At 61.7% G+C, this 17002-nt stretch carries 14 protein-coding genes; 2 read left to right on the forward strand and 12 right to left on the reverse strand.

The genetic code is table 11. The annotated features are described in order from the left end of the window. Positions 1–42 precede the first annotated feature (42 nt). Together gltX and gltA are read left to right on the forward strand one after the other, a co-directional pair. The gene (gltX, locus tag NKJ89_RS28585) at positions 43–1467 is read left to right on the forward strand and encodes a glutamate--tRNA ligase (RefSeq protein WP_352607464.1); all 1425 of its coding nucleotides are present in this window, start codon (positions 43–45) and stop codon (positions 1465–1467) included. 184 nt (positions 1468–1651) lie between these two features. Beyond that, on the forward strand, positions 1652–2980 hold the full coding sequence (gene gltA, locus NKJ89_RS28590; protein ID WP_352607466.1) for a citrate synthase: 1329 nt from the start codon (positions 1652–1654) through the stop codon (positions 2978–2980). 414 nt (positions 2981–3394) lie between these two features. Here gltA and NKJ89_RS28595 read toward each other — a convergent pair whose 3' ends face one another. The 12 genes from NKJ89_RS28595 to pyrH all read right to left on the reverse strand — a co-directional run bounded on the left by NKJ89_RS28595 (position 3395) and on the right by pyrH (position 16785). After that, the gene (locus tag NKJ89_RS28595; protein WP_352607468.1) at positions 3395–5170 is read right to left on the reverse strand and encodes an adenylate/guanylate cyclase domain-containing protein; all 1776 of its coding nucleotides are present in this window, start codon (positions 5168–5170) and stop codon (positions 3395–3397) included. 331 nt (positions 5171–5501) lie between these two features. Beyond that, the gene (gene lpxB / locus NKJ89_RS28600; RefSeq protein WP_352607470.1) at positions 5502–6680 is read right to left on the reverse strand and encodes a lipid-A-disaccharide synthase; all 1179 of its coding nucleotides are present in this window, start codon (positions 6678–6680) and stop codon (positions 5502–5504) included. Then, a complete protein-coding gene (locus NKJ89_RS28605; RefSeq protein ID WP_352607472.1) occupies positions 6673–7590 on the reverse strand; it encodes an LpxI family protein in 918 nt (305 codons plus the stop codon). The genes lpxB and NKJ89_RS28605 overlap by 8 nt, the downstream gene beginning before the upstream one ends. Then, positions 7562–8395 carry an acyl-ACP--UDP-N-acetylglucosamine O-acyltransferase gene (gene lpxA / locus NKJ89_RS28610; RefSeq protein ID WP_352607474.1) on the reverse strand — a complete coding sequence of 278 codons (834 nt, stop codon included), beginning with the start codon at positions 8393–8395 and terminating at the stop codon, positions 7562–7564. Before lpxA ends, NKJ89_RS28605 begins: the two co-directional genes overlap by 29 nt. A gap of 13 nt (positions 8396–8408) precedes the next feature. Next, positions 8409–8876 carry a 3-hydroxyacyl-ACP dehydratase FabZ gene (gene fabZ, locus NKJ89_RS28615; protein WP_023759240.1) on the reverse strand — a complete coding sequence of 156 codons (468 nt, stop codon included), beginning with the start codon at positions 8874–8876 and terminating at the stop codon, positions 8409–8411. Beyond that, positions 8869–9927 (reverse strand): UDP-3-O-(3-hydroxymyristoyl)glucosamine N-acyltransferase, encoded by a 1059-nt coding sequence (gene lpxD, locus NKJ89_RS28620; protein ID WP_352607476.1) that lies wholly within the window; start codon positions 9925–9927, stop codon positions 8869–8871. The genes fabZ and lpxD overlap by 8 nt, the downstream gene beginning before the upstream one ends. Before the next feature lie 76 nt (positions 9928–10003). Then, positions 10004–12376, reverse strand: coding sequence for an outer membrane protein assembly factor BamA (gene bamA / locus NKJ89_RS28625; protein WP_352607478.1), 2373 nt, complete (start codon positions 12374–12376; stop codon positions 10004–10006). Between the two features lie 217 nt (positions 12377–12593). After that, positions 12594–13736 (reverse strand): RIP metalloprotease RseP, encoded by a 1143-nt coding sequence (gene rseP, locus NKJ89_RS28630; protein ID WP_352607480.1) that lies wholly within the window; start codon positions 13734–13736, stop codon positions 12594–12596. A gap of 103 nt (positions 13737–13839) precedes the next feature. After that, positions 13840–14655: a phosphatidate cytidylyltransferase gene (locus NKJ89_RS28635; protein ID WP_352607482.1), complete on the reverse strand. Its 816-nt coding sequence runs from the start codon at positions 14653–14655 to the stop codon at positions 13840–13842. After that, the gene (locus NKJ89_RS28640) at positions 14652–15386 is read right to left on the reverse strand and encodes an isoprenyl transferase (RefSeq protein WP_023759246.1); all 735 of its coding nucleotides are present in this window, start codon (positions 15384–15386) and stop codon (positions 14652–14654) included. The genes NKJ89_RS28635 and NKJ89_RS28640 overlap by 4 nt, the downstream gene beginning before the upstream one ends. A 34-nt stretch (positions 15387–15420) precedes the next feature. After that, a complete protein-coding gene (gene frr, locus NKJ89_RS28645) occupies positions 15421–15975 on the reverse strand; it encodes a ribosome recycling factor (RefSeq protein ID WP_352607484.1) in 555 nt (184 codons plus the stop codon). A gap of 87 nt (positions 15976–16062) precedes the next feature. Next, on the reverse strand, positions 16063–16785 hold the full coding sequence (gene pyrH / locus NKJ89_RS28650) for a UMP kinase (protein ID WP_352607486.1): 723 nt from the start codon (positions 16783–16785) through the stop codon (positions 16063–16065). Positions 16786–17002: the final 217 nt, after the last annotated feature.

The raw sequence follows: 17002 nt of genomic DNA on the forward strand, positions 1-17002 counted from the left end.
GTCCGCGCACCGCACCCGCTTCAGATGGTTTCCGAGAGTTACATGTCCGACAAGGTCGTCACCCGTTTTGCTCCCTCGCCTACCGGCTACCTGCATATAGGCGGCGCGCGCACGGCGCTGTTCAATTGGCTGTATGCAAGGCACACCGGCGGCACGATGCTGCTGCGCATCGAAGATACCGATCGCGAACGCTCCAACGACGCGGCGACAGCTGCCATTCTTGACGGGCTTTCCTGGCTCGGCCTAACCTGGGACGGCGAGCCGGTGTCGCAGTTCGAGCGCGCGCCGCGCCACCGGGAGGTGGCCGAGGAACTCGTGCGCCTGGGCAAGGCTTATTATTGCTATGCCACGCCGGCCGAACTGGAGGCGATGCGCGAGGCCGCCAGAGCCAAAGGCCTGCCGCCCCGCTATGATGGCCGCTGGCGCGACCGTGCCCCCTCAGAGGCGCCTGCAGGCGCCAAGGGTGCCATCCGCATCAAGGCGCCGACCGAGGGCGAGACGATTGTCCATGACCGTGTCCAGGGCGAGGTACGCTTCCCCAACAAGGACCTCGACGATTTCATCATCCTGCGTTCGGACGGCAATCCGACCTACATGCATGCCGTCGTCGTCGATGATCATGACATGGGCGTCACCCATATCATCCGCGGCGACGATCATCTGACCAACGCCGCGCGCCAGACCGTGATCTACAACGCCATGGGCTGGGCCGTGCCCTCGATGTCGCACATCCCGTTGATCCACGGTGCCGATGGCGCCAAGCTGTCGAAGCGGCATGGCGCGCTCGGCGTCGAAGCCTATCGTGCCATGGGTTATCTGCCGGAGGCATTGCTGAACTACCTGGCGCGCTTGGGCTGGAGCCACGGCGACGACGAGATCATGTCGATCGACGACATGATCTCCTGGTTCGACATCGGTGATGTCAACAAAAGTGCGGCCCGATTCGACTTCGCCAAGCTGGAGGCGATCAACGGCGCGCATATGCGCCGCATGAGCGACGCCGAGCTGTTCGATATCTTCATCGCCACCCTGCCCTATCTCGAAGCCGGCCCGGCGATGGCCGCGCGTCTGAACGACAGCAACAAGGCGCAGCTGCTGGCCGCGTTGCCGGGGCTGAAGGAGCGCGCCAAGACGCTGGTCGAACTCGTCGATGGTGCCGCCTTCCTGTTTGCCACGCGGCCACTACCGATCGACGACAAGGCGGCCCTTCTGCTCAATGACGATGCCCGCAAGATCCTACGCGGCGCTCACGAAGCTTTGAATGGGCTTACAAGCGATTGGACGGCCGCCTCGGCAGAGGCCGCGATCCGCGAGGTTGCCATGGCTGGTGGCCACAAGCTTGGCGCCGTGGCCCAGCCTCTGCGCGCCGCTTTGACCGGCAAAAGCACCTCGCCGGGCGTGTTCGATGTGCTTGCCGTGCTCGGCCGCGAGGAAAGCCTGGCGCGCATAGAAGACCAAATCGATTAGGAGCAAACTGGCCCAAGAAGATTGGCATTGAAAGGCGGGTTTCGCAGTGCAACATTAGGCCTTGGCCCAATCTGGCACGCACCTCCTGAAATGCGGTGGCGAATACGCGCATTGCGGTGATCTCAACGTGTCGCTCTGCAGAATTTTGCCTTTGCCGGCATGAGGAAACAAGAAGGAGTTTGCAATGACCGACGCTGCTAAAAAACTGGACTTGGGCGGCAAGGGCCAGGAGACCACGGCAACGCTTGCATTCGCCGGCAAGACCCACGAATTCAAGGTGCGAAGCGGTTCTGTCGGGCCTGACGTCATCGACATCGCTTCGCTCTACACCACCACCGGGGCCTTCACCTACGATCCCGGCTTCACCTCGACCGCAAGCTGCGAATCCGAAATCACCTTCATCGACGGCGACGCCGGCATCCTGCTTCATCGCGGCTACCCGATCGACCAGTTGGCCGAACACGGCGACTTCCTCGAGGTCTGCTATCTCCTGCTCTACGGTGAATTGCCGACCAAGGCGCAGAAGGACGATTTCGACTACCGCGTGACGCGCCACACCATGGTGCACGAACAGATGTCGCGCTTCTTCACCGGCTTCCGCCGCGACGCGCACCCGATGGCCGTGATGTGCGGCGTGGTCGGCGCGCTGTCGGCCTTCTATCACGATTCCACCGACATCTCCGATCCGTACCAGCGCATGGTGGCGTCGATGCGGCTAATCGCCAAGATGCCGACGATCGCGGCGATGGCCTACAAATACCACATCGGCCAGCCCTTCATTTACCCGAAGAACGAGCTGAATTTCGCCGCCAATTTCCTGCATATGTGCTTTGCCGTGCCATGCGAGGAATACAAGATCAACCCGGTGCTGGCGCGCGCCATGGAGCGCATCTTCATCCTGCATGCCGATCACGAGCAGAATGCCTCGACCTCGACCGTTCGTCTCGCCGGCTCTTCTGGCGCCAACCCGTTCGCGTGCATCGCCGCCGGCATTGCTTGCCTGTGGGGGCCGGCCCATGGCGGCGCCAATGAAGCGGCGCTCAACATGCTTGGCGAGATCGGCCATGTCGATAATATCCCGGAGTTCATCGCCCGCGCCAAGGACAAGAACGACCCGTTCCGGCTGATGGGCTTCGGCCACCGCGTCTACAAGAACTACGATCCGCGCGCCAAGATCATGCAGAAGACGGCGCACGAGGTTCTGGGCGAACTCGGCATCAAGGACGATCCGCTGCTCGACATCGCTATGGAACTGGAGAAGATCGCGCTGACCGATCCCTATTTCATCGAGAAGAAGCTCTACCCGAACGTCGACTTCTATTCCGGCATCACTCTGAAGGCGCTGGGCTTCCCCACCACGATGTTCACCGTGCTGTTCGCGGTCGCCCGCACCGTCGGCTGGATCGCGCAGTGGAAAGAGATGATCGAGGATCCGCGCCAGAAGATCGGCCGCCCGCGCCAGCTCTACACCGGCGCGCCGGAGCGCGACTACGTGCCGATCGCCAAGCGGTGATGAGAGCGAATAGCGAATAGCGAATAGCCAGTAGCGAATAGGGACTTTTATATAGAGGGCATAGCGTTGGTTTCCCGCTAAACAACGCTAAGGGGGAGCGAAGCTTGAACATCGTCATGCTGCCCGCTGTTTCGCGGACAGATTGAGAGCTTTCCGGCCGGCTGCCTTGGCTGCTCGATCCCAAAGGAAGTCGCCGGAGAAGGCAATATGCTCCCACCCGACGGGCGAATTCACATCCAGGACCCGTCTCGGACCAATAGCAGCTCGCGACTCCAAAAAGTGCATGCTCCTGACTAGGCGGCGCCGTCAGATATGTTTGCGGGGGAAACCCATTTAATAATGGTGCCGGCCTTCACCGCCGACCTAGCGGCCCCTCGAAACCTCTCGTGCGACAGGCACAGGGCTTTCGTTCGCCTATTCGGGTAGCGCCGCCTTGGCGTAGCCCTGCCGGATGCGTTCGGCATCGGCCGGATTGCTGAAGGGCAGCCGCCCCACGTGCTCTGAAAAGCGATAGCTCGGGTTTATCTCTTTTAGCTCGGCGCTCACGCGCCGTGCTTCATCGACTTCGCCGAGGTGGCCAAGCGCGGCAATCAGAAGTCCCCGGGACAGGTCGGTCTTGGGCGACAGGCGGATACGCTCGCGAAATGCCTCGACCGCTTTTTGGTACTGCCCGGCCAGGAGGTAAGCCGAGCCGATGAAGTGCCAGGTCAAATGCCCCTGCAGCGGATCGAGGCGCAGCGCGTGCTCAAGATCCGGAATCGCCTCCAGCGGCTCGCCATTGTAGATGTTGCCCACCCCGCGCATGCCGAAGGCCAGTGCGAAGTTGGGGTTGAGAGCAAGCGCCTTCTCCACCTCTTCGCGATGTCCGGCCGGATCCTTCTCCCAAAACTTCACCAGCGCGGCCATGTAATGCGCATAGGGCAGGTTGGGGTCCTTCTCGAGCGCCAGCCGACTGTAATGGGCAGAGAGTTCCTTGCTGTCGGTGCGCCCGCTCCAGTGGTTCTGGAAGTCGTGGTTGTAAGCGTGAGCCAGGCCAGCATACGGTTCGGCATAGTCGGGGTCGAGCTCAATTGCCTGGGTGAACAGGGCGACCGCGCGCTCGAACGTCTCCTTTGTCTTTTCAGGACCGAGCAAGACCTCGCGCCCGCGCAGGAAAAGATCATGCGCCTGGATGTTTCTCGTTGGCATATGGGCGATGCGCGCCGACTCGGCCGGGGTCAGCGCAATCCTGAGGGCTTCGACGATGCGGTGCGTCACCTCGTCCTGCAGCGCAAAGATATCGGTCATGTCGCGGTCGTAGCGGTCCGCCCAGACATGCGTCCCGGTCCGTGCATCGATCAGCTGGGCATTGATCCTGACTCGGTTGCCGGCGCGGCGGATCGAGCCCTCGAGCACCGCAGTCACGCCGAGTTCGCGCCCGACCGTCCGGACATCGATGTTCTTGCCTTTGTAGGTGAAGCTGGAGTTGCGGGCGATGACCGAGAGGCCGGCGACCTTCGACAGGTCGGTTATGATGTCTTCGCTCATGCCGTCGGCGAAGTAGTCCTGATCGGTGTCGCCGCTCATATTGGCGAACGGCAGCACGGCGATCGAGTGCTTTACCGGCGTTGATCCTGCCGGCCGGCTCGTCGAGGGTTCCGACATCGCGATCGCCTTCGCGCCGGCGGCACCGACCGCCAGCGAGTAAACTCGGATCGGCTCGGCTATGTTCTTGAGCTGCGTGCTGCCGAGATCGGTGACCGAGAGGTCGAGCCTCGCTTTGACCTGGCGATAAGCATCTTCGGACAGGCAGATGGCCCCGGGCGCCGCAACGCCCTCCAGACGCGAAGCGATGTTGACACCATCGCCCATCAGGTCGCCGTCGCTTTCCTCGACAACGTCTCCCAGATGGATGCCGATCCGGAACTCGATGCGACGGTCCTGCGGTACTCCGGCGTTGCGCTCCACCATTCCGTTTTGTACCTCAATCGCGCAGCGCACGGCATCCACCACGCTTCGGAACTCGACCAGCGCCCCGTCCCCCGTGCGCTTGATCACGCGCCCGTTGTACACGGCAATGGTCGGATCGATCAGGTCGCTGCGCAGAGCCCGCAACCTCGCCAAGGTGCGATCTTCGTCTTCGCTGGCGAGCCGACTATATCCGACCACGTCTGCGACTAGGATTGCGGCTAGCTTGCGATTCTCGCCCATGGTGCCCTCGCCGACTGTCGAGATTAGCACAACGAACCGTTCAGCGCCTCCCATTCGATGGGTACGATCCAGGCGAGGAGAGTAACTTTCAATCGCCGGCCGAAAATGACCGTTTTGGGCTCGAGACGCCTTCGCGGCATCGCTGGCAAAGGTCCCGAAGTGGCGCTGCTTGCTCGTTCCCATCGACGAGACGAAGGGCAACGTTGCACCCACAAAGAAGTTCAGCACACCATCCGGTTCGTATTCGCGATTTGATCTCCCTTGGCGTTGTTTAGCGGGAAACCAAAGCTATGCCCTCATATAGACCGAGGCGGTGAGAACCGCCTTCTTCCTATTCACTATTCGCTCTCTTAATGTACCGCATCACGACCTGCGCAGCGATCTCTCCGGATGGCTTCTCGGTCGCCATGCGCCGCGTGATCTCGGCGAAGCCTTGCTTCTGCCAGGCCCGCATGCCGCTGTCGGCGAACAGCGCCTCCAATTGCCGAGCCAAATTGTTCGGCTTGACGTACTCATTGTAGAATTCAGGGATCAAGGCTCGATCCGAGATCAGATTGGGCAGCAGAGCCGACCAGACCGAAACCATATACGGCGCGACGACGCGCGCGACAGGATCGAGCCGATAGCAGGAGACCATCGGCACGCCGGCCAGCGCCAGTTCCAGGGATACCGTCCCGGACGCGATGAGTGCGGCATCGGCTTTGCCGAACGCTTGCCATTTGCGCTGCGGATCGATGATGATCTCAGGCTTTTCATCCCAACGGTTTACCGAGGATTTGACCAGGTCGGCGACATGCGGAACCGTCGGCAGCAACAGCCGCAGGCGGTGCCCGCGCGCGCGCAGCATCGACACGGTTTCGCCAAACGGGTCGAGCAGCCGACGCACCTCGCCGCGCCGCGAACCGGGCAGAACGAGCAGCGTCTTGACGCGGTCCGCGGCAAGGTCGCGCGGCAGGTCCTGTGCCTTGGCCGCGCTGAGCACGCCCGCATCATGCATGAGGCGATGCCCGACATAGGTGCCCAGTGGGCCGCCCAGCCGCTCGAGCTCCTTCACCTCGAACGGCAGGATGCAGAGGATATGGTCGACATAGGGCTTCATCGCCGCCGCCCTGCCCGGCCGCCACGCCCAGACGCTCGGGCAGACATAGTGGATGATCGGGATCGACGGGTTGGCAGCACGGACCTTTTTGGCGACGCGCAACGAAAAGTCGGGGCTGTCGATGGTGATGAGGCAATCCGGCTTCTCGTCCGCAACTGTCCTGGCCAACTCATTGATCCGCCGCATCAGGCGCGGCAGGTCGCGCAGGATGGCGCTGAAGCCCATGAGGGCGATCTCACCGGCATCGAATGGCGCGATCAGTCCCTGTGCCTGCAAATGGCGACCGCCGAGGCCGACGAGTCGCACGTCGCGCCCGGTAGCCTGCTTGAGCGAACGCACGATGTCGGCGCCGAGCAGATCGCCGGACTCCTCGCCGGCCACGATCGCGATCTTCAATGCCCTGTCAACCATTGTTTGGCTCCGTCGCGGCAGGCAGGCCAATGACGAACAGCCCAAGCGCGTTGGCGCGCGCGATGGTTTCCGGGCCTTCGAGAACCAGCGAACGACCCGCTTCCACCGCAATGCCGGCAAGCCCGGCCGCATGCACCGCTTCGACCGTCTGCGGGCCGATTGAGGGAAGATCCGCGCGCAGTTCCTGACCAGGCTTGGCGCACTTGACCAGGACACCGCGGGTCTTGCCGGCAATACGGCCGTGGCCACGCAGCAGCTTCGCACGGTCGAGCAGTCCTGCTGTTCCCTCGATACCTTCCAACGCGATGGTCCGGCCGCCGACGGCGATCGCCGCCTGGCCAATATCGAGCGCCCCTATGGCCTTAGCCGCCGCAAGGCCGGCCTCGATGTCGCGCCAGTCGGTTTTTCTTGGCGAGGTTTTCGTCAGCACGCCTTCGGCAGCGACAAGGTTCGGCACAATTTCGTGAGCGCCGACGACCTTTATTCCCCGCGCTTCGAGGCCTCGCGCCAAGACCTTCAGCAGGCCATCATCGCCACGCGCCAGCGCCGCGACAACGACCGGTATCACTGCGAGCAGACCGAGACTTGGACGCAGTTGTGTCAGTCTTGGCCGGCGCTTGATCTCGCCTGCAAGCACCAGATGGGTGATCCGGTGCCGCCGCAGCAACGATATCAGCGAGCCGATGCCTTCCAGAGCGAGGCTTTCATGCTCATACCGGGAGAGCTCCGCCATGCGGTCGACCTCGCCGTCCATCAGGATGACGAAGGGCGGATAGCCTTGTTCAGCCGAACCGGCCGCGACCTCGACGGGCAGACTGCCACCGCCGGCGATAATGCCGACCCTGGCGCCTGGCGGGAGATCAAGACGCGCTGCCGCTGTCTCAGTCTTCGTCATCGACATCGTCGCCATCGCCGCCCTTGAGCGACGGCACAGCGTAGTGCCGCTTGCCGCGACTGGTGATGAAATCGATGATTTTCATGGCGGTCGGCGAAGACGCGAACTCAGCCTTGGCGAATTCGATGTTCTCGCCAACGGTGCGGGAACGATCGAAGATCATCCTGTAGGCCTTGCGCAGCACATGGATCTCTGACCTCGGCAGGCCGGAGCGCTTCAGGCCGATGATGTTGAGACCGCGCAGGCTGGCGCGGTTGCCGACCGCGATGGCGTAGGGAATGACGTCGCCGACGACCGCCGAGCAACCGCCCAGAAAGGCGTTGTCGCCGATGCGGACAAACTGATGCACGGCGGTCAGCCCACCGATATAGACGTTGTTGCCGACCTCGCAGTGGCCGCCCAGCGTCGCGCCATTGGCGAACGTCGCGTTGTTGCCGACCACGCAATCATGGGCGATGTGGGCGTAGGCAAGGAAATTGCCATTGTCGCCGACCGTCGTCTCGCCGCGGCTGGAATCGGTGCCGAGATGCATGGTCACGCCTTCGCGGATCGTACAGTTCCTGCCGATGACCAGAGTGGTGCGGCCGCCCTTGTGCTTGGTGTTCTGTGGTGGGGCGCCCAATGTCGCCATTGGGTAGACCTTGGTCGAGGCACCGATTGAGGTCACGCCCATTACCGAGACATGACTGACCAGTTCGACGCCGTCGCCGATCACGACGTCGGCGCCGACGTGGCAGAACGGTCCGATGCGCGCACCTTCACCGATTTGGGCGCCTTCCTCCACTACGGAAGAAGCATGGATGAATGTCTTGATTTTCATAAGCATTCGATCGTCAGTCGCTGGTGACCATCATGGCTGAAATCTCGGCCTCGGCCGCCTTGGCGCCGTCGACCATGGCTTCACAAGCGAATTTGAGCAGATTGCCGCGTTTCTTGATTTTCTTCACATAGATCTTCAACTGGTCGCCGGGGACGACCGGTTTGCGGAATTTGGCGTTGTCGATGGTCAGGAAATAGACCAGCGACGGCTTTTCAGTTCCCAGGCTACGGATGCAGATGGCACCAGCCGTCTGCGCCATCGCTTCGACGATAAGCACACCTGGCATCACAGGCTGCTCTGGAAAATGCCCCTGAAAATGTGGCTCGTTTATGGTCACGTTCTTGATGCCGACGGCGGACTCGTCGCCATCGATGTCGACGATGCGATCGATCATCAGGAACGGATAGCGGTGCGGCAAGAGCTTTATCAGCCCCATAATGTCGACCGCTTCCAGCGTCGTCGACGCGATCATGTCAGCCATTGCCTCCCTCGCCCTTTTTGCGGCTCCTGGCGAGCTTGCGCAGCATGGCTATCTCCCGCATGGCTTCCGCCATCGGCTGTGCCGGATAACCGCCCCAGATCTCGCCTGCAGGGACATTGCTCATAAATCCACTTCTGGCGGCAAGCTTGGCCCCTGTCCCGATGGTCAGGTGATCCGCAAGCCCGACGCCACCGCCCATTGTGACATTGTCACCCACGACCACGGACCCAGAAATACCCGAAAGCCCGGCGATTATGCAATTGCGGCCGATGCGAACGTTATGGGCAATCTGCACGAGATTGTCGATTTTGGTACCCTGGCCGATGATCGTATCGGACATGGCGCCGCGATCGACGGTGGTGTTGGAGCCGATCTCGACGTCGTCCTGAATGACGACACGGCCGATCTGCGGCACGCGTTCCGGGCCCTTGGCGCCACCGACGAAGCCAAAACCATCCTGGCCGATCCTGGCACCGCCATGGATGATGACGCGGTTGCCGATCAAGGCATACTGGATGCTGGCGCCCGGACCGACATAACCGTCGCGGCCGATCTGGCAGGATTGTCCTATGACCGCATTGGGCGCGATGACGGTACCGCTGCCGATCGACGCTCCCGGCCCGATTACCGCCCCGGCCTCGACGACGGCACCTGCTTCGACATGCGCGGTCACATCGATATGAGCATGCGGCGAGACACCGGTTTCACTGGTCATCGGTCCCGGCGTCGCCGCCCTCGGAAACAGCAGCCGTCCGACCAGCGCGAAGGCCTGCTGCGGACGGGCATGAACCAGAACGGCCATGCCGGCCGGCGCCTTGCCGGCAAATTCCGCCGGACACAGCACCGCGGCCGCCCGCAGCGACGGCATCAGCGCGGAATTACGCCTGCCGTCGACAAATACGAGCGCATTCTCGCCGCCTTCGCTGGCCGGCGCGAGCGCATCGATGAAAATATCGGATTGGCCGGAATCGACAAGCACCGAGCCGGTCAGATTCGCGACTTCGCCCGCCGTATACCGGCGTGATGGCGCGAAGAACACCGGATCGGTCATTCCAGAAGCTATATCCAGCTAGATCGGAACATTTTCTCCCAGACCTTAAAGACCCGGGAGCATCGTTGGCCACCGATCAGAAGCGGGTCGATATGCCGAAGTTGAATTCCTGCACATCGTCGGACGCTTCCTTCTTGACCGGGATCGCATAGTCGATACGGATCGGACCGAACGGCGACGCCCACATAAGGCCGACACCGACCGAGGCGCGCAGCTTCATGTCGACCGACGACTGGTCGACCAAATCGTGGGCGACCTTGCTGCCGTAGAGCGTTGCCGCGTCCGCAAACACCGCGCCGCGCAGGCCGAAACTCTCCGGAACTACCGGCAGCGGGAACTGGGCTTCCGCCGAAGCATTGAAATAGGTGGTGCCGCCCAGGTGGTCGCCCGCACCATCACTGTCGACGGGACCAATGCCACCGTAAGCGAAGCCGCGGATCATTCGGTCGCTGCTCTGGAAGTGATCGAACACGCGCAGATCGCCATCGCCGCCGTAGCCTTCGACATGACCGGCGCCGCCCGAAATAAGCCCGACCAGATCATATTGCTCAGACAACGTCTGGTAGATGCTGCCCCGTCCGGTGATCTTGACGAACTTTGCATCGCCACCGAGACCTGCAACCTCCACAGTCGTGTTGGCGTAGATACCCTCATGCGGGTTCTTCATGTCGTCGATAGTGTTGTAGACCAGCCCCAGGCTGACCGAAGACTTGATCCATGGACTTTGCTCTATGCCATCCAGGATAGCGTCTGAAACCTTGCACTTAAGGGGGTCATAAACGCCATCGGTCACGCAACCATCATCCAGCTTGTATTTCTCTTGCGAGATGTTGTACGCGAGCTGCGTCGAGATGCTGTCTGTGATCGGCAGGCCGAAGCGAACGGTCGCCCCCGTGGTGTCGCTGTCGTAGTGATCGTAGTTCCGGGTCTGCTTAAAGATGTCGAAGCCGGCGGCGATACGCCGTCCGAGGAAATAGGGCTCGGTGAAGGACAGGCTGTAGTCGCGCGAATTCTTGCCGCCGCCTGCCGACACCTTGATGAACTGGCCACGACCAAGGAAGTTGCGCTCGGTGATCGACCCTTCGACGGATGGGCCAGCCGTATCGCCACCGGTCGAATAGCCAGCACCAACCGAGAATTCACCGGTCGACTTCTCGACCACGTCGACCACCAGAACAACCTGGTCAGGCTGCGAGCCCGGAACGGTCGAGATATCGACTTTATCAAAGTAATTAAGGTTTTCCAGACGCTTCTTCGCGCGCTGGATGAGCACCTGGTTGAAGGCGTCGCCCTCGCTGACGTCAAACTCGCGACGGATGACATAGTCACGCGTGCGGTCGTTGCCACGGATCTCGATGCGCTCGATATAGGCTTTGGTGCCTTGGTCGATCGTGTAGACCACCGAAATGGTGTGGTTTTCGAAATTGCGGTCGCCGCGTGGCGTCACCTGCGCGAAGGCATAGCCGGAACCGGCCACCTTCTCGGTCAGGGCAATGATGGAATCCTCGACGTCCTTGGCGTTGTAGACGTCGCCCTTGCGGGTCTCGATCACCGATTCCAGTGCCTTGCCGTCTACTTCCGGGATCGTGCTTTCGACGCTGACGTCACCGAATGTGTAGCGGTCGCCTTCCTGGACGGTAATGGTGACAGTGTACTTGTTCGTCGCGCTGTCGAGCTCGCCGACTGCAGACACAACCTGGAAGTCGGCATAGCCGTGATTGTAGTAGAAGCGGCGCAGCAGCTCCTGGTCGGCGCGCAGCTTGTCCTCGTCATAGACGTCGTCGCGCAGGATGAACGAAACCCACGACGAACGCTTGGTATTGATCACATCCGACAGGCGGCGGCTCGAATAGGCGCTGTTGCCGACGAAATTGATCGCCGCGATCTGCGTACGTTCGCCTTCGGTGATGTTGAAGACCACGTTCACGCGGTTGTCGCCGAGCTGCATGACCTGGGTGGTCACCGTCACATCGTCCCGGCCGATACGTTTGTAGGCAGCCTTGATCGATTCGACGTCGGCATCGAGCGTTGCCTGCGAGAACGTCCCGCGCGGCTTCAGCTGCACCGCCGCCGCAAGCGCATTGTCCTTGAGCTTCTTGTTGTTCTGGAACAGCACCTGGTTGACGACCTGGTACTCGGCAACCTTGACCACCAGGGTCGATCCGACCTGGTTGATCTGCACATCCGAGAACAGGCCGGTGCCGAACAGCGCCTTGATGGCGCTATCGATATCGGAACTGGAGAACGCCTTGCCCGGCTTGATGGTGATGTAATTGCGGATTGTCTCAGCGTCGATACGCTGGTTGCCGCTCACTTCGACTCTGCTGACGACAGCGGCTTCGGCCGCCGATGTGGCAACGAACTGCACTGCGAGAGCGCCTGGCACGACAAGAGCCGCGGACAGGGTCACCGCGGAAGCGGCGCTCAGAAACTTGGATGCTGCCTTCATCGGGCTTAATAACCTTTTCTCGTAGTCCCCACGGCGAGAAAACCGGACGTGCGGTAATTTCCCCTACCGTATTAACCGGATTTTCCCTACACGCAAGGCTTCTGGTTAATTTGTATTTACTTAGCCTTGCGGCGTGGCTTTCGCGTCACTCATATCCCCGTGCATGGTAAACGGCGTCTCAACACCGGCCATGCAGAGGCCGAATTTCTTCATGATTTCAGCATCCAAACAGATCGTTCCAGAAAACGAACCCCATGAAGCACAGCACCAGAAGCAACCCGGCCCGATAGGCCATTTCCATCATCCGTTCCGACACCGGACGGCGAATGACGGCCTCCACCCCGTAGAACAGGAGATGGCCGCCGTCGAGGGGGGGAATCGGCAAAAGGTTGAGAAACCCGATGCCAACCGACAGCATTGCAACCAACTGCACGAGCCATTCAAATCCCAGTTTCGCCGCCTTGCCGGCCATGTCCGCGATCTTCACCGGGCCGCCCAGCTGACATTTGTCCTCGCGCCCAACGACAAAGCGCTGCAGGAACTGGCCGGTACGCTGGATGACATGCCCGGTTTCCTGGACGGCCGCTGCAACTGCCCCGACGGGTGTGTAGGTGACGAGCCGCGGCTGGCCGAGTTCCTTGTTGTTGACGACGCCGATCACGGCGACCTTGACCTTGTTGCCGAGCGCGTCTTCCTGTTCCATTAGCCGCGGCGCCGCGGTCACCGTGACCTCCTTGCCGCCGCGCAGCATGACGAAGGTAATGATGTCGTCGGCGCGGCCCGAGACCAGGCGCTGGACGTCGCCAAAGGTTTCGACCTTGTTGCCGTCGACGCTGACGAATCGATCGCCGGGCACGATGCCGGCCTTCGCCGCCGGGCTGTCGGCCGTCACCTCGGCCACCATCGGCTCCGCGACATAACGGCCATAGGCAGTGAACAGCACGGCAAAGACGACGATCGTCAGCAGGAAATTGAACACTGGCCCGGCCACCACTGTTGCCGCGCGCTTCCAGATCGGCTGCGTGTGAAAGGCGACCTTGCGCTCTTCCTCCGTCAGCGTCTTGAGTTCTTCCGTCGAGGGCTGGCTCGAGGTGGCGCTCATGTCGCCGACGAATTTGACATAGCCGCCAAGCGGTATCGCGCTGAGTTTCCAGCGCGTGCCGTGGCTGTCGTTGAAGCCGAAGAGTTCGGGACCGAAGCCGATCGAGAAGGCCTTGACGCCGATGCCGCACCAGCGCCCGACAAGGTAATGGCCCATCTCATGGACGAATACGACCACGGTCAGCACAAAGAGGAACGGCACCAGCGTGCCGAGGACAAAGCCTTCTGTGCTGAAAAGCGCGTGAAGAATCTCGTTCAAGACAAACCCTCAAATTCTTCCACAGCGCGGATTGCGCCGTGACTGTGACACCAATCCGGGCGAATCCAAGGCGCATCGCGCATCGGACCTGAAATGACACCACTCAAACGGGGAACAGACCCTGCGCCGGATGATCGGCGGTCGCCGAAATCCAGCCAATGACGTATAGGGCGAAAGCCGCCGCGACAAGCCCATCGACGCGATCCATCACGCCACCATGGCCCGGGATCAGCGTACCCGAATCCTTGCGGCCGTGGCGGCGTTTGACCCAGGATTCAAACAGGTCCCCGGCCTGCGAGACAATTGACAGCACGAGCGCCACCAGGCTGAGCAACGCCAGGTTGCCGACACCGGCAATGGCGCCGAGGATCAGCCCCGCGACGACGCCTCCAACAGCGCCGCCGAGCGCGCCGCTGCGTGTCTTGCCAGGTGAGATCGCCGGCGCCAGCTTCGGGCCTCCAACCGCACGGCCAACGAAATACGCAAAAATATCGGTGGCCCAGACGACCGCGAACAGGAACAGGATGGCGACAAGGCCCGAACGGTCACCGTCGCGCAGCAAGGCCAGCGACAGGCCTGAAACGGCAGCATAGGCAAGACCGCTCGCGTCCCATTGCCCGGCCTTGCGAACCGACGCGGCAATCGCCGTTGTGGCAACCATGACCACGACATATGGCAACAGCCAGGACGCGCCAAGGCCGCCAATCAAGGCGCCAATGAAGACAACCAGCAGCGCTTCCGGCAGGAAACCCAGACCCGTTGCCCCGGCCCGGCGCGACATGCGGGTCCATTCATAGAAAATGACCGCAGCGATCACGGCGCACAGCAAGCGGAACGGCATACCGCCGAGCCAGGTCAAGCCAAGGGTGATGATGGCAAGCACGATCGCCGAAATGACGCGCAGCCGGAGATTGCTCATCCCGCGGCCGGTCGCGAAGCGACGTCCTGGGCTCCAAGTCCGCCGAATCGGCGTTCGCGGCCGGCAAATTCACGCAAAGCTTCGGCAAGATGCTCGCGGCTGAAGTCGGGCCAATAACAAGGCAGGAAGACGAGCTCGCTATAGGCGGCCTGCCACAAAAGGAAGTTCGACAGCCGGAGCTCGCCGCTGGTGCGGATGACCAGCTCGGGGTCGGGAATGCCATGCGTGTCGAGGGCGCCGGCAAAGCTTTCGGCTGATATCGCGTCGCTCTCGAGTTCGCCACGCGCCACCGCCGAAGCAAGCTTGCGCGCCGTGCGCACGATCTCGTCGCGTCCGCCATAGTTGAAGGCGATCACCAGCGTCAGCGATTCATTGGCTGATGTCAGCGATTCGGCCTCGTCGAGCAGCCCCCTGATGTCGGGCTGCAGCCCTGCCCTGTCGCCGATGATTCTGATCCGCACGCCACTTTGGTGCAGTTCGGCCAGGTCCCGGCGGATGAACATTTTCAAGAGGCCCATCAGGTCGCTGACCTCGGACTTCGGACGCGACCAGTTCTCCGACGAGAACGCATAGACGGTCAGGTAGGAGATGCCGAGCCCGGGTGCGGCGCGAACCGTCTTGCGCAGCGCCTCGACGCCGGCACGATGGCCCGCAAGACGAGGCATGCCGCGCGCCTTGGCCCAGCGTCCGTTTCCGTCCATGATGATCGCGACATGCGCGGGCGTTGCCATGTTCTCGCTTTCGGGTCAGCCTATGGCCACGACCCTAAACCTGCATGATTTCAGCTTCCTTATCGGAAAGCAGGTGGTCAATGGTGCTGATCGTCTCGTCGGTAAGTTTCTGGACCTGGTCCGAGCGCTTGCGCTGATCGTCTTCGCTGATCTCGCCGTCCTTCTCCGCTTTCTTCAGGAAATCCATGCCGTCGCGGCGCACATGGCGCGCGGCGACCCGGGCATTCTCGGCATAGGTGTGCGAGATCTTGACCAGTTCCTTGCGGCGCTGTTCGTTGAGTTCGGGCAGTGGAATTCTGAGATTGGTGCCGTCGACGATCGGGTTGAAACCCAGATTGGATTCGCGGATGGCGCGGTCGACCGCGCCGACCATCGACTTGTCCCAAACCGATACCGAGATCATACGAGGCTCCGGCACCGAGACGTTGGCGACCTGGTTGATCGGCATCGTGGTGCCATAGGCCTGCACCTGGACCGCATCGAGCAGATTGCTGGAGGCGCGACCGGTCCGCAGCGAAGCCAGATCATGCTTGAACGCTGCGATTGCTCCATCCATGCGCCGCTTGAGATCGTCGTACTCACCACTCATCTTAATCTCCTCGACCCGTCTGACGCGGGTTCACTGCTTTGGGGCCGTGTTCGAGCCTGCTCCCCTTTCTTCGGGATCAGGCCCGGGTCAATCATCCGTGACGACCGTGCAGCGGCCGCCGCCCCTCAGGATATCGCCGAAACCACCTTTTTCGTGGATCGAATAGACGATTATCGGAATGTTGTTTTCGCGCGCAAGTGCAATCGCTGCCGTATCCATGATGGAAAGGCCGCGATTTATGACTTCGCCATGGCTGATGCGCTCGAAACGTGTCGCATTTGGGTCCTTCTTCGGGTCCGCCGAGTAGACCCCGTCGACCTGGGTGCCCTTGAACAGCGCGTCGGCGCCGATTTCAGCCGCGCGAAGTGCGGCGGCCGAATCAGTGGTAAAGAACGGATTGCCGGTGCCGCCGGCAAAGATCACCACCTTGCCCTGATTCATGTAGCTGGTCGCCTGGCGCTGCGAAAAACTCTCGCAAAGCTCAGGCATGGCGATAGCCGAAAGCACCACGGCGTCGACACCGATCTTGTTCAATGACGTGCGCAGCGCCAGCGAATTGATGACCGTGGCAAGCATGCCCATGTGGTCGCCGGTGACACGGTCGCCACCTTTGGAGGCAACGGCCACGCCACGAAAGATATTGCCGCCGCCGATGACGACGCCGACCTCGATGCCCAGTGCACGCGCCTCGGCGATGTCGCCGGCGATGCGGTCGACGACCGAAACGTCGAGGCCGAAATGCTGTTCGCCCATCAATGCTTCGCCCGACGCTTTCAGCAAGACACGTCGGTAGAGGGGCTTCACCGTCATCTGGTCCTCGTCATTTGCGTGTGGCGCGCTCCGGGTGGCAACCCTCGCGCAGTCACCGCCCCGAACAATCGCGTTCCGATACACGAAGGGCGCCCCGGTTTACCCCCGCCCCCCACCCGCCAAATAGTGGTTAAAAGACCGAACGATAAATCGGCGGCCACCCTGGCAGGCTAGCCCAACACAACAACCCGCGATAGGTAAACCGAATGCATGTCTC

It is taken from the genome of Mesorhizobium sp. M0047 (assembly GCF_040323315.1).
Classification (GTDB): Bacteria; Pseudomonadota; Alphaproteobacteria; order Rhizobiales; family Rhizobiaceae; genus Mesorhizobium.